The sequence below is a fragment of the Acinetobacter sp. TR11 genome (assembly GCF_027105035.1).
Classification (GTDB): domain Bacteria; phylum Pseudomonadota; class Gammaproteobacteria; order Pseudomonadales; family Moraxellaceae; genus Acinetobacter.
In genome coordinates, this window is record NZ_CP114256.1 from 2,035,260 (window position 1) to 2,047,652 (window position 12,393).

Annotated in this window: 16 protein-coding genes; all 16 read right to left on the reverse strand. The window is 40.8% G+C overall.

The window, feature by feature from the left end:
• Nucleotides 1-21: 21 nt before the first annotated feature.
• Nucleotides 22-1,026, reverse strand: a complete 1,005-nt coding sequence (locus O1450_RS09695) for a hypothetical protein (protein WP_269228253.1) — start codon at nt 1,024-1,026, stop codon at nt 22-24.
• Nucleotides 1,027-1,169: 143 nt separating this feature from the next.
• Nucleotides 1,170-1,610, reverse strand: coding sequence for a helix-turn-helix domain-containing protein (locus O1450_RS09700; protein WP_269228254.1), 441 nt, complete (start codon nt 1,608-1,610; stop codon nt 1,170-1,172).
• Nucleotides 1,611-1,738: 128 nt separating this feature from the next.
• Nucleotides 1,739-2,200, reverse strand: a complete 462-nt coding sequence (locus O1450_RS09705) for a DUF2829 domain-containing protein (protein ID WP_269230457.1) — start codon at nt 2,198-2,200, stop codon at nt 1,739-1,741.
• Nucleotides 2,201-2,330: 130 nt separating this feature from the next.
• Complete coding sequence (locus O1450_RS09710) at nt 2,331-4,634, reverse strand: portal protein (RefSeq protein ID WP_269228255.1); 2,304 nt, start codon at nt 4,632-4,634, stop codon at nt 2,331-2,333.
• A gap of 11 nt (nt 4,635-4,645) precedes the next feature.
• Complete coding sequence (locus O1450_RS09715) at nt 4,646-6,313, reverse strand: terminase (protein ID WP_269228256.1); 1,668 nt, start codon at nt 6,311-6,313, stop codon at nt 4,646-4,648.
• 101 nt (nt 6,314-6,414) lie between these two features.
• Nucleotides 6,415-7,089, reverse strand: coding sequence for a hypothetical protein (locus O1450_RS09720; RefSeq protein ID WP_331276164.1), 675 nt, complete (start codon nt 7,087-7,089; stop codon nt 6,415-6,417).
• Entirely contained in the window at nt 7,076-7,627 is a 552-nt protein-coding gene (locus O1450_RS09725; RefSeq protein ID WP_269228258.1) for a hypothetical protein, read from the reverse strand. Before O1450_RS09725 ends, O1450_RS09720 begins: the two co-directional genes overlap by 14 nt.
• A gap of 80 nt (nt 7,628-7,707) precedes the next feature.
• On the reverse strand, nt 7,708-8,166 hold the full coding sequence (locus tag O1450_RS09730; RefSeq protein ID WP_269228259.1) for a hypothetical protein: 459 nt from the start codon (nt 8,164-8,166) through the stop codon (nt 7,708-7,710).
• Between the two features lie 22 nt (nt 8,167-8,188).
• Nucleotides 8,189-8,584, reverse strand: a complete 396-nt coding sequence (locus O1450_RS09735) for a DUF1064 domain-containing protein (protein ID WP_269228260.1) — start codon at nt 8,582-8,584, stop codon at nt 8,189-8,191.
• Nucleotides 8,581-9,159: a hypothetical protein gene (locus O1450_RS09740; RefSeq protein ID WP_269228261.1), complete on the reverse strand. Its 579-nt coding sequence runs from the start codon at nt 9,157-9,159 to the stop codon at nt 8,581-8,583. Before O1450_RS09740 ends, O1450_RS09735 begins: the two co-directional genes overlap by 4 nt.
• Nucleotides 9,152-10,120, reverse strand: coding sequence for a helix-turn-helix domain-containing protein (locus tag O1450_RS09745; RefSeq protein ID WP_269228262.1), 969 nt, complete (start codon nt 10,118-10,120; stop codon nt 9,152-9,154). The genes O1450_RS09740 and O1450_RS09745 overlap by 8 nt, the downstream gene beginning before the upstream one ends.
• Nucleotides 10,121-10,124: 4 nt before the next feature.
• A complete protein-coding gene (locus O1450_RS09750) occupies nt 10,125-10,634 on the reverse strand; it encodes a hypothetical protein (RefSeq protein WP_269228263.1) in 510 nt (169 codons plus the stop codon).
• Nucleotides 10,631-11,296, reverse strand: coding sequence for a hypothetical protein (locus tag O1450_RS09755; protein WP_269228264.1), 666 nt, complete (start codon nt 11,294-11,296; stop codon nt 10,631-10,633). Before O1450_RS09755 ends, O1450_RS09750 begins: the two co-directional genes overlap by 4 nt.
• Complete coding sequence (locus tag O1450_RS09760) at nt 11,293-11,763, reverse strand: hypothetical protein (RefSeq protein WP_269228265.1); 471 nt, start codon at nt 11,761-11,763, stop codon at nt 11,293-11,295. The genes O1450_RS09755 and O1450_RS09760 overlap by 4 nt, the downstream gene beginning before the upstream one ends.
• A 2-nt stretch (nt 11,764-11,765) precedes the next feature.
• Nucleotides 11,766-12,098 (reverse strand): hypothetical protein, encoded by a 333-nt coding sequence (locus O1450_RS09765; protein WP_130112736.1) that lies wholly within the window; start codon nt 12,096-12,098, stop codon nt 11,766-11,768.
• A gap of 11 nt (nt 12,099-12,109) precedes the next feature.
• Nucleotides 12,110-12,322: a helix-turn-helix domain-containing protein gene (locus O1450_RS09770; RefSeq protein ID WP_070152210.1), complete on the reverse strand. Its 213-nt coding sequence runs from the start codon at nt 12,320-12,322 to the stop codon at nt 12,110-12,112.
• Between the last annotated feature and the right edge of the window lie 71 nt (nt 12,323-12,393).

Sequence of the window (12,393 nt, forward strand, 5' to 3'; positions counted from 1 at the left end):
GTCGACTCTCCACAAATTAAATTACACACGACGATTCAGATATTGTTCCCGTTGCTCTGGTGTCCAGTCTGACATTTCCTCAATCATTTGAGCTGGTGTCATATTAGCGACACGCTCATCACGAGAAACGCCAGCAGGCGAACCAGCAGGGAAATCTGAAAGGCTATGTGGTACTTGTGTTTGAGCTTGTCTTACAGCTTGTTGCGCTGCTGCTCTCACTGTATCTACAGTTTGTGCAGCTTGAGGTAATTGATTAGCAGACTTGTACTGTCCTAAAAGTTCAACTACATCTTTCGATGAACCTTGTTCAAGTACATTTTGATAAGCGTTTTTCACAAAGCTGGGTTGAGCATTCATCCAATCGCTAAATTCTTTTGATTCAACAATAGATTCAGCGTCAGGATGAGCCGTAAAGATTTCGGTAAAGTGTGCCTGTTCAGCACTGACCGCCTGTTGCTGTTGCAGTGGTGCTAAAACGTCTTTTAAACGCTGATCCACCATTGCCGCCACACGCATGTCTACAACTTTCTGAATGCCTGCTGCTAAAGCTTCTTCACTAAAATCACCAAAAATCGCAGGATCAATCCCCTGATCAATGGCTTGTTGTGCGATAGCAGCCTGACTATCTTGAGTTGTTGGTGCTTGACCGTTATCAATACGTTGTTGTGCATTGGCTTGAAGCTGTGCAAGTTGAATCTGTGCATCTTCAAACTTCTGCTTCCATTCCTGTTCGCTCTTACGTGCATCTGCAAGTCGTTCAAACGGAATGGTGTGCTTACCATCTTTTGCAATTACCACAGCATTTTCAGCATTTAATTGACTTTCATCAAATTGCTTTGCTGTTTGTGCTTCTGCATTAGGTGTATTGGCTCCGTCCTGTGCTTGGGTAGTTTCTGGCGCACTACCATTTTCCGCATTTGCGGTATCGCCATGTAGCTCTTGATCTATCAATTGAGCCGCAAGTTCAGGTGTGAGTTTTCCACCGTTGTTTTCAATTATCTCGTTTTGTTGCTCTGTAATTTCCATGTCTGTCCTATCACTTATCGCTGTGACCGCTAAGGCGAATGGCTAGAGTTACTAGCGTTTAGCTGTTGATTGCTCAACATGAGGAAAGTGTCTAGTATTTAGATATGAAGTGGTTAGCCTTACAGGGGGGAAAGATTGCCTTACTATTTGCTTGGTGAATTTAATTGTATACAACTACAACATTTCATTTGCCCATAGTTTATTTTTTTAAATACCGCAAACTCACATCCACATACATTGCAGACTCGCATACCGCATGGATAATCTCCCTGCTCATTTGGTGTTAAAGCTAGTTTGTGATAAGGAATATCAAGATACTCACATACAGCTACTTGGTATTTTTGAGATGGAATTTTTTCACCTCTCAACCAGCTATAAATAACTTTCTTATTAAACCCTAGATTTATTTGGATCTGTTTTACACTTAATCCACGATCTTTTAATCGCTCTTTCAATGAAGCTAGGAATCCATCTATATCTCTATATTTTTCAAATAGAAGTGCGCTTTGTAAAACACGTTTTCTTTCATAATTAAGCGAACTCTGTCTTGATTTTGGATTTTCTTTTCTTGGTCTAACTCTCATAATAAAATCACTCAAATTTGATAAGTAAATTTTAAAAGTTATACTTAGTAAGTAAAAACCTTACAGGGGGAAAGGATTAATGGCAGAGTTTTGCGCTCAATTTGCTGTTCAGTATTTGACATTATAATTTACTCCAGAATCAACCAATCATTTGCGAATAGATCACCTGTAGATGGTGTCCAACCCATAGCCAAAGTGTCTTGTGCGGTCTTTAATGTGCAATATGGTGCAACATCAATGTACCCACCAAGTTTTTCAGCATGAGCTTTGTTGTGTGGATTCCAGATATAGGTTGATTCAATTTGCTTGGATTCACCTTGAGCAACCACATATTGCAAATCATTCCAACTTGAACGAGCAACTTTTTTACCTAGTTTCAAAGCAGTAAGTGCATCACCAAAATTTAAACTTCCGTTTGGTCGATAAGCATCTTTGAATACACATGCTGGCGACCAAGAGATATAGCCTTTATGTCGTTCATCATTTGGTTTTCCACCATCAACATATTCAACTAAGTAGCCTTGTTCGGAAGGGTCTTCGTTTTCAGGTATATCCCAATTACGATAATGGTTATATTCACCACGTGTCATAGTTGTTGCTAATACGGATTTAGTGCCGATGTATGCACACATAGCGAAAGGTAATAATTTCTTTAACATTTTATGCCCACAATAAAAAAGACAGTCGATTGACTGCCTTAGTATCTACGAACAATTGAAATTACTCTTGCCTTATAGGGGGCATGTTGTCACTGGTTCGTGGAGTCTCAATACCCTGCATTCCTGTTGAACCTTGCTGTGGTACTGGTGGGTTCATCGGGCTTGTATTCTGCTGAACCTCTGCAAGTCCCTCGCTGCCCAACTGCGCCCCTTCACCCTCAATGTACGGTGAACGTACATCACGTGCTGCTGTCTGATTCGCGGTTGGGAAATTAGGGTCGTCCCCGATTGGATTAGGACGCTGATAACCTGCACCCTTCATAATCTCGTCAGCAATTGGTGCAATCTGCGGCATCATTGCGACCTGTGAACCACCTTGCATTGCGCTATATGCAGCTTGCACACCAATCTGTACTGAACGTGCATCAATCTCTTTGATTTCACTTGCTGCTTTACGTTCTTTCAACTCAAGTTCACGCAACTTAATATCATTGCCAGCTTGTGCCAGTGCTTGCTTAACTGCTTCTTGAATCTGTTGTTCGATTTGCTCAGGTGTTTGCGCCTGTGTAGCTTGTCGAATAGATTCAATAATATCTTTCTTGAATGGAATATCGGTCAATGCCATGACATACGGCAATACTGCCGTTTGAATCTCAGCCGACAATGACTTGGTAATCTCAGATAGTGCATTCAATTGTTGTTCACGGAATGTTGTAGAACTTGGAACATCATCAAGTACCACTTTCAAGCGAATACGCTGTACATCATTGCTCACATACGGATAACCCATTTCATCAATTTCAGGCTTATTGATGACCACTGTACGATCTTCACGTACTGCATCACCCTCGATAATCACAGTTTGCTCACGATCTCCCATATCTTCCACGATCATGGATAAGAGCATTTCACCAATGAGTGTTCGTGCTTCTCTAAAATTATCCATGATCTTCATTAAAGTCTGATTAGACTGCTCAATCTGCAACTGCTCTTGTTTGCCCGATGTGGCATTACCTTTTTTACCCTGAAAACCACTTGTGATATTAGATACACGCTCAATTGCAGCACGATTATCACTAATCAATTGAAAATGCTGTTGTGACAATTCAAAGTCACGCTTCACATCAAAACGTGCGCCAGGCTTGGCCATATGGTTAGCATTCAACACAATATCAGCATCAGGACGTGCAATCTGACGACGCAACTGTTCGTCTGTCATATCTACTGCGCCTTTGGTGCGTTCAACACGTGTAACGCTCATGCCCCAACGCAATTTAGAAATACCGCTATTAATGCTGTCTTGGCTGAACTTCATGCGACGTACAAAGCCATAGGGGATATTAGTATTGTCCTCTCGAGCACCCCAAAACGGCACATAAGGGAAATAATGATGCGAATAAGGCGTAGGTCCATCAAACAAACAATGTGGGCCTAACCAATATGAACGTCTAACCTTAGATATATTGGCATGTTCTACACGAGCAATACCCTGATAAATGGCTATATCGTGATTCATGTTTGACGAATCATACTCAACGACACGACCATCACTGAACTTTAGAACAGGCACATGCACCCAGCGACGATACCAAACCTCAGCGATATTGATTTCTTTTGACGTTGGGTTATACCAGTGCTGCTCGCTAATCGTATAAGCACGAGCATCAAGCCATGCATTTTGCAGTCCAGTATTTGAGCCACCGTCCAATACGCCAGCTTCTTGCCACCACGATCCACCATAACGCCCAACGGTTTCTATCAATTCCCTGTGTTGTGGGAATGCTTGAACCAATCGCTTTGGGTGAATCCAGCGTGTACGACGCAACCAACGCGCATCACTCAAATCATTTTCAACTGACTTAAAATCCCAGTGGATTTCGTTTCGATGTACTTTTACGCAACGATACGGATATTTAAATGGGTCCTGCTCACGTTTAACTTCAACCCAACCGATACCACAGCCGATTTGCGGACGAAACGCATCACTACATGCTTTATCAGCTTTAGACAAACGCTCAGCTTGATTGAGTTTAAAGTTCAAAGCATCAGCTACATCATCACTACCAGTGTCACCGTTTGCTTTCACACGCCAGTCAGTACGTGTCTGCAACTCAAAACCCTCAACCGATTGCAGTGCAGGCCCGATCATGTCCTCAACCGCTGGCGGAATCCCGATCTGCTTCATACGATTCAGCAATTCAGTCTCAAGCTGATTACCGTCTGCATAGTCCATTTCTTTATCAGCAATATGCCGCCAATGCGGTTGTTCCTCGATTTCGTGCATAATTTCGGTCAGTTCATCGAGTGTCAAAGCATCATCTTCAAGATTAGCTTGCTCAATCTTTGCTGTTTCTTGATCAAACATATTTAAAATCCTTACATTCGCCAATCTGTTGGTGGTGCTTCTCTATAACTAGATTGCTGTTCATGTGTATTTGTACTTGAATTATCACTTGTACGACTAGCCGTATAGACGTAATCGTCCAATAGTCCTGATTCTTTGGCTTGTGCGTGCTGACGTAGTGCATCTGCACCTTCGGAACAACCATTGGCTTTGTTGGGTTCATCAATAAAGCGTTTTTCAGATTTAGAAAATTTCTTCTGATAGCCTTCGATACGTTTAATACCTAAGTCACACCGCTTTTCATCAAACCAGTAGTTTTTCATGCACTTGCGAGTTAATTGAATGCCTGTATTCAACAGTGTGATTCGAGGAACAATCACAAAATTATGACCAGGTAATAAATCCTGTAATTGTTCTAGTGTAGATTTATTGAAATCACCTAAACGTCGATGTGCCGCATCATGCGGTAAATAATGAGTACCAAATACATATCCATGACTAGTAAGCTCTGCCACATAATGCTGTAGATTTTCACCATGAGCTTCGTAACAATTAATAAAACGGTCTTGTTGATTCATTAATTGGTGATACCAGATAAAACATCCATCACTGTTCCCAATATCCCAAAAGGTGTTAACTGGTATATCTAGGACTTCAACAGAACACACGCCACCGCGCTTTCTTAGCTTCAGCATATCTTTGGCATAGTAGTTGCCGTCTTTGGCCACTTGGAAAGCTTCTTCAGGGAATGAAGGATATTCCTGCCACATTTTCGCTTGATCGCCTTTCAGGTCGTTATCGCGAGTAATGGCGTACCAAGCACGTTGATCAGGATCAAGATGACACTTAATGCCCATCTCTTGCTTAACTTTTTCTTCTATCTCATCAAAGTTTTGGTGATCTTCATGCGAAATATGAACGCTGGACGCATCGAGACGATACTTAGGTTCTTGCCACCACGCGTAAAAATGAAAGCGATAGTCTTTAAGTCCTAGTTTTTTACGCGCTGCATAGTTTTCCTGTGCAATTTGAACCATCTGATAGAACGAACCGTTACGACCTTCAGCAGTAGATTCAATAACAAGTACACCATTGGTTGGTACGGTTGGAATAGAACCAGTGATTACTTCATCGTCTTTGGCTGGATCGCTGGCACATATCTTCCCAAACTCAGAAATATGCAGACGGTGAATGGTACCTGAACGGAATGATGTTGCTACACGGATGGTTGAACCATTGTGAGCAAATTCCATTTCTGATTTATTGCATGTTTTAAGTGGGAAACGTTCACGTATTTCAGGTGGTAAATTATCGTACGCAAATTTAATCTTATCTTTAAATATATTATAAACGGTTGGTAAATCTTGAGCGATGATGCCGCAATTCTGATTGGCATTAAACAAGGCATGATCAAGCCATAGAATACAAATCAGTGTTGTGAAACCTAACTGACGTGCTTTCAGAATAATATTGCGATACCACAACCGATCTAAGAATCGAATCTGTGCATCATTCGGCTGAAACGGCAATTCAAACGTATCAGCCGTTTGTAGTTCTCCGTACTCATCCCGAAAGTCATCACCTTTAATTTTGATCTTATATAAACAGCCACTAAAAATACGCCAAATCGGGTCAGCTAAGCAGCGTTCTAGCTGCTCCGCATTTGTGGGCAATGGCTGTAAGTTAGTGTTATAAATCAATTTTTACTCCATTTTGCACAGTATTGAAGCATTTTTGAAGCGTGTACGTGAATGAAAATGTTTTGGCGTGGGTGATTAGTCGTTTCATTTGCGTACGTACGTCAATATTCAGGGTCATCAGCAATTGGCTTGAATGCAGAACTATTTCCAGTGCTTACACGCTCAAGTAATGCGGTCAGTGCATCAACTGGCTTATTGTTCTCATCATCCAATCCAAACGCTTGACGTTCTAAAGCAATCAGCGTTTTGAGTGTGTCGCTTAAATCTTTCATAGACTTCACACGACCAGGCATTGAAATGATTTTCATATATAAGTCATTTAATGCATCACGACCTTTATCATCTTCTGAACGAAGTAGCTCACCTAATTTCTCAAGATTCTCTGCATTTTCTACACCGACTTGATGTTCCAGCTCATCAAAAAGACTCATAGCAATCTTGCGTGAACGTTGAATATCTTTGCGTTGACCAAGACGAATATTGGTTAATTGGGTAGCAGCATCTTCGATAATGTCTTTATCTCGTTTAATGGTTACAGGTGTAACCTGCTCCGTAACCATTGCTTGCGTAACCATTGCATCAGACTTAGCTTTAATCTTTTCTGCTAAGTTCCGTGGTATTCCAAGTTTCGTAAAATGTTTAATAATTGCAGCATGAGAAACCTTCTGACCTGTTTCTTCTTCATACGCAGCAGCTAATTGACGTGGACTAAGAATCCCTGCTCTCCATCCACGCTCAATGCGGTCATAATCAACTTTCGATCTACTTCCAGCCACGTGACACCATTTCCTCACCATATAACCGTTTATATGATTTTTTATGGGCTTCTCTACACGCCATGATCTGTTTCATTGAGGCTGTAGGCAATGGGATTACACCAGCTTTTTCACACGCAATCTCTATTAGTGCATCTAACTGAATATCGCCTGTTGATGACCACATTAAACAACGTCGGACTTTTGATACGGCACCTTTCGACATAGCTAATTGAGTTGCATATAAAGTCGCCTGACCAATACCAGATACGGTATGTGTATAGCCTTTTGTTCCATCTTTAACTTCAATAACACTAGCACTACCATCCATGTGATAAATGACAATATCTGCACGACCATATTTAAAAGATTGCTCATATAGACAAGTACAAGCTTCTGTGTGCGGTATTCTTTCATCAAAATGCCCACACTCAGTAGATTCCTTGAACTGTTGAATCAAATCGTATTCAACACCATGTGGAATTTCATTTTGATCTATGATTTTGGTTAATTCCTCTAAAACCACAGATTTAATAATTTCTCTAGATTTTTCAGCCATATCACTTAAACCTCTTGATATGGCTATCGTCTTATTATTTTGCAGATGTGTCGAACCCTAGAGGGGGCTGTTTTGATAAATTACAACAGCTCTCCTTGCTTACCGCTATCCATCAACTCCCCAACTTGCCGCGTTAATTTTCTAACCTGTCCCGAAATTTCACTTTGCAATATTGCCATGTGATGACCCATTTCAATATTGGCGTATTGCATAGCTTCTGCAACCATCAAATTACCCAAGTTACGCGCTTCGCGTGGCGTGAGCGTTAAAACTTCATCATCCCCTATTTCAATTTTAACGGTCCCATCAGGCAAAACCATCTTGCACATAATGCGACTTGGACGATGCTTAGGGGCTGGAATGAATACACCGCGCTGCACACGGATAATCTGACCGCTATCGACCAGGTAAGACAATCGGTCATCAATTATTGATAGTTGCAGCCCAGTTAGGTCGGCAAGTGTTGTTCGAGTAACGATCTGCTCTTGATTATGCAAATCCTCGATTGCTTCAAGTATTGTTTCCGCGTTTGACTTCATTGCCATACTCCCTAGATCGCTCTTAAACTTCAACTACGTCAATATTGTGAATCAACTTCATCAATTTTCGTTTGATGATGTAATCCGCAGTTTTATGACCTTTTGTATCTTCACAGATGAACTGGTCATCTTTAGTCCAATAAACAAAGTCCGCGACATAACTCACACCACGCTCAGTTTTGCCACAAATCTTTTGACTAGGGATAAGGTTGTATCGCACCTGTGTTTGTAGGTCCTTGATCTCTCCCACTCGCTCCAAGACTTTTAATTCATTTAATCGACGATATTCATGCTGTGAATCCGCAATTTTTTCACCATCAACAATAACTTTATGATTGCCGTATTTCTGCTGTTTAGGCTTGTTGTCACGTTGGTGAACAAGTCTTTTAATTTGAGATTGTGATAAGTAATTTGTCATGCTCTACCTGCATTAGAATTTTTATTAATACCCTTCATCTGAGCCATCAATTCAGGTGGACAGGTGGTGATTCTTCTCTCATCTTCCCTAGGTGCTTTTAATGCCCCAACTGGATCAGTGAATGACTGAACATCTCCCATCAATTTCGCATTTGAAACGATACGGACGTACATATCCTTAAATGCTTTTGACTGTGATTCAGAACGTGGATTTAATTCATCAAAACCTTTCTTAAATTCTTTAAGAGTTTTGAGTACATGCACACTGATTGAGATTGTCTGATTCGACTTCTCGTATGCCAATGCTTGTTGCCATGCTTCATTTTCAGTGAGCCAATGTGGACCTTGTAAACACCAAATCTTAAAATCTTGAATACATGGTGGCCATGGTTCATGGAGCATACGGTTATACCCATTTTCCAGCTGCTGAACTGTCAATCCTGAAAAGTCCTCAATCATTGCCTGTTCAAGATCAGCTTCATCAACTGCTGCCCAAAAATCTGTAAATTTCTTACCGTAACGAATACGCATTTTGTCAATTAAACGACGTGCTTCAGTAATGGTGAACTCACGCATGACCCACCTCCTCAATCAGAAAGCTCTTTGGGGGTTCAGGTACCACATCAATAATTGATGATTCCTGATGTTGTTCTTCACGGACTTTTTGACCATAACGCAACCAACGATTTACATTTTCCTGTTTAGCTTGGTATGCAGATGGTGTTTGGATAGGCTTATTTCGTCCTGATTGCTCAGTGACGTTATTTTTCTCCTTTCGGTTGATAAGTTTATGCTTGTTGTTGTTTACCCATGTCAGGAACGCTACAGCCCACTTCTGTGCTGTCTTGAAAGATTGCTTACCGTAATCATTCGGTGATGCAAACCAATCTCCAAATTCATCAAACAAGTTTTCAAGATCGTGTTGATCAAGATCAGGGTGTCTAGGTTTAGACAATTCGATGAAATCAGATTTCAATGTTGAATATTTCTGACCAAGTTCGATCACTGAGATTTTTGCAAGATCAAAATTGTGGTACTGAACAAATTGAACTGGCGGTTGTGAAATTTTTTCTTCGTGCGTATTACTACTACGTTCTATTGGTTGTTCTATTGGTTGTTCTTGGTAGTTAGTATGACCCTGCGTCACTGCTTTTTGCACCAGAGTCACTGGTTGTTGCGTGAGAGTCACTGGTTCACTGTCGTTAGAGTCACTGGTATTGTTATCAGAGTCACTGCTTTCATTTTCAGAGCTATGACCCTGCGTCACTGCTTTTGTGAGACTTTCCACATCAAAACGGTAATAAGATCGACGACCATTTGAACGATCTACAACCAATATTCCTAAATTTTCGATGTGTTTAATGTGTAAGCCCACTGCTCGATTTGATAGTCCAGTATCGTCCATGAGCGTTTGGATGGATGGATAACATTCACCAGTTTCATAATCAGCGTATGTAGCCAAAGTGATTGCCACTAACTTAGTTGTTGGTGGCATCGAGATTTGACGTACAGCTTTTACAAAGTTGAAACTGCTCATATAATCACGCTGCTCCCTTGTTTTTCACATGCTGTGCCCAGCCTTTGCATGGCTTCATACGCGTCTTGTCTTCACTGGTCGGACAATCCAGATTCTCAATATCTTTATGACAATAGAAAACTGCATCCGACTCCAAGGCATGAGCCAAGTCAGATTGAGTCGTAAGACAGTGATTTGCTAAAGTACCGCAGCGATAAGCACACGATTCACATAGAACATCTTGATTAGGAGCCTTTTGTGCCAAGATCAGCCCATTCAAAGCACCATGGAAACTAGGTGAAATAAGTTTATCTATTGCGTATGGGTGCATATCGCCAGTGGTGACGAGATGTAAATACAATGTTTCATCACACGATTGGGCATAATTCACAGCAACATTTAAAACATTGCCAAGTAAATTAAGTAATTCATCATGTGATTTTGCTGAAAACTTATCCTTGATTGCCTGTAAGCGTTCAGCTTCAGGCAATTGGATAATGTCAGTTAGGGCGAGAATTGAGGTGTTATCAATCATGCTGCACCGCCTTGGATAACTTTAAAATCGATTACCCAAACCCATGGGTTTTTATTCCAAGCTGTCGCTCCATAAATCTGTTCCCATGTATGGCGAAAATTCGTTTTAGCACCAATTGCATAGCCCATATCTATGGCTGATGGATGAGTTGAATAATCAAAGCCCTCTGCTTTGGCATCCTCAGCAGAAACATCTTGTAAACGCTCAACACGAATATTGGTGATTTCAAGAACTAAACGACATGCTGAACGTGGCATGTGAATTGATGGTTTCCACTTTGCCTCATCATCTAAACAATCTGCGTAATACAAATACGTGCCATGCGGTGGGCAATTGCAATACTCATAACAAGGACATTCATCACAATCGTATTTACGCCAAGTTTCACGAACCCAAAGATGGTCGCCAACATTAAATTCAGTAAATGGGGTTTTATATGATGCATCTGCAAACCAACCGCTATTGCATTTCTTAAACATCTTAGGGCTGTTGTAACAACGCAAAATTGCGTATCGAGCATCAGTATCAGCGGTCTCCACTCCATGTTTGAAACGCTCAACCTTGTCGGGCTGACGACGCATAACACGACGAGTCTGAGTCTTACGACCCTCCAAGATAGCCTTAACCATTGAAGTGGAAAATAAAATAGGACGTTCTTTCATACCACCACCTCACCCAGAACTGCCTGAATTTGTTCAGCAACACAATAAAAAGGCAGGTAGTAGTTGTCTGGATGATTAATGATTTTCAAAACATCATTAATTTGTTTTTCAAAATTCAAACAGGTTTCAGCAAGCTCATCAGTGCGATTACCTTGTTCATCAATCTCAGCCTGCATTGCTAACTTTTCAGTTTTAAGCAACTCAACCTGTTTTTTCTGCTCAATGTAGTGGGATTCCATGCGGCTTAGGGCATCTTCTTTGATAGACCAAGGACTTTTACTCTCATTTTTCCGCGAATCAGATAGACAAAGCGGAGAAATGTGGTTTTCGATATGAGCGTCATCACCCATAATAAAATCCGAACTATTTGAAATTTCCGAATTACCAGGTATCAAACAGTGATGGCACTGTTCCCCTTTAAATTCAGGACATTTGCCAGCGCACTTATGTTCTGTTAAATTACTCATGTTCATTTTCCTGAATGATTATGAATTGCTGTACTAGAAGCTCGACCTGCAACGTCGGGCTTTTTTAATGCCTGCCAAAAACTTTTCAAATTTCTGCATACATTCTTGAATACGCTTGTAGACGTTGTATTCTTTGATTTTTCTATATGCTCAGATGATGATTGACCTGTCTCCAGTTCGATCTTTTTATCTATGGCATCTCTTAACCATTTCGCACGATCACTGCCTTGGCTTATCGCCAATTCATCAATGATCTCTTGGACTTCCAGCGGTACACGTGTTGACATGGGTGCCAACAGTTTTTTGCTGAATACAAACATTATTTTTGTTTCCATAAGATTTCCTTTTAACTCGCAGATTGTGCGGTTAAATCTGCTGATTGGTGTTTTTCCCAAAGAGCTTCTAATTTCTTTCCAAGCTCATAAGACAAGCGTTTACCGCAAACGCCACGTTCTAAATCACTTACATAATTTTGAGAACATTCAATTTCCGCAGCGATTTGAGTTTGTGTTAAGCCTTTTTCTCTTAAATCAGAGATCATTGTTTGCCACTGATTCATAAGAACCTCCGATATTTTTAATAAATATATAGGTTTTCCGATATTAAGACAATAGCCAAACCGATTGCATT

Bases quoted from the DNA above. Each gene is read 5' to 3' on its own strand.
- O1450_RS09695 (WP_269228253.1), bottom strand. From the start codon at position 1,026: ATGGAAATTACAGAGCAACAAAACGAGATAATTGAAAACAACGGTGGA.
- O1450_RS09700 (WP_269228254.1), bottom strand. From the start codon at position 1,610: ATGAGAGTTAGACCAAGAAAAGAAAATCCAAAATCAAGACAGAGTTCG.
- O1450_RS09705 (WP_269230457.1), bottom strand. From the start codon at position 2,200: ATGACACGTGGTGAATATAACCATTATCGTAATTGGGATATACCTGAA.
- O1450_RS09710 (WP_269228255.1), bottom strand. From the start codon at position 4,634: ATGTTTGATCAAGAAACAGCAAAGATTGAGCAAGCTAATCTTGAAGAT.
- O1450_RS09725 (WP_269228258.1), bottom strand. From the start codon at position 7,627: ATGGCTGAAAAATCTAGAGAAATTATTAAATCTGTGGTTTTAGAGGAA.
- O1450_RS09730 (WP_269228259.1), bottom strand. From the start codon at position 8,166: ATGAAGTCAAACGCGGAAACAATACTTGAAGCAATCGAGGATTTGCAT.
- O1450_RS09735 (WP_269228260.1), bottom strand. From the start codon at position 8,584: ATGACAAATTACTTATCACAATCTCAAATTAAAAGACTTGTTCACCAA.
- O1450_RS09740 (WP_269228261.1), bottom strand. From the start codon at position 9,159: ATGCGTGAGTTCACCATTACTGAAGCACGTCGTTTAATTGACAAAATG.
- O1450_RS09745 (WP_269228262.1), bottom strand. From the start codon at position 10,120: ATGAGCAGTTTCAACTTTGTAAAAGCTGTACGTCAAATCTCGATGCCA.
- O1450_RS09750 (WP_269228263.1), bottom strand. From the start codon at position 10,634: ATGATTGATAACACCTCAATTCTCGCCCTAACTGACATTATCCAATTG.
- O1450_RS09755 (WP_269228264.1), bottom strand. From the start codon at position 11,296: ATGAAAGAACGTCCTATTTTATTTTCCACTTCAATGGTTAAGGCTATC.
- O1450_RS09760 (WP_269228265.1), bottom strand. From the start codon at position 11,763: ATGAGTAATTTAACAGAACATAAGTGCGCTGGCAAATGTCCTGAATTT.
- O1450_RS09765 (WP_130112736.1), bottom strand. From the start codon at position 12,098: ATGGAAACAAAAATAATGTTTGTATTCAGCAAAAAACTGTTGGCACCC.
- O1450_RS09770 (WP_070152210.1), bottom strand. From the start codon at position 12,322: ATGAATCAGTGGCAAACAATGATCTCTGATTTAAGAGAAAAAGGCTTA.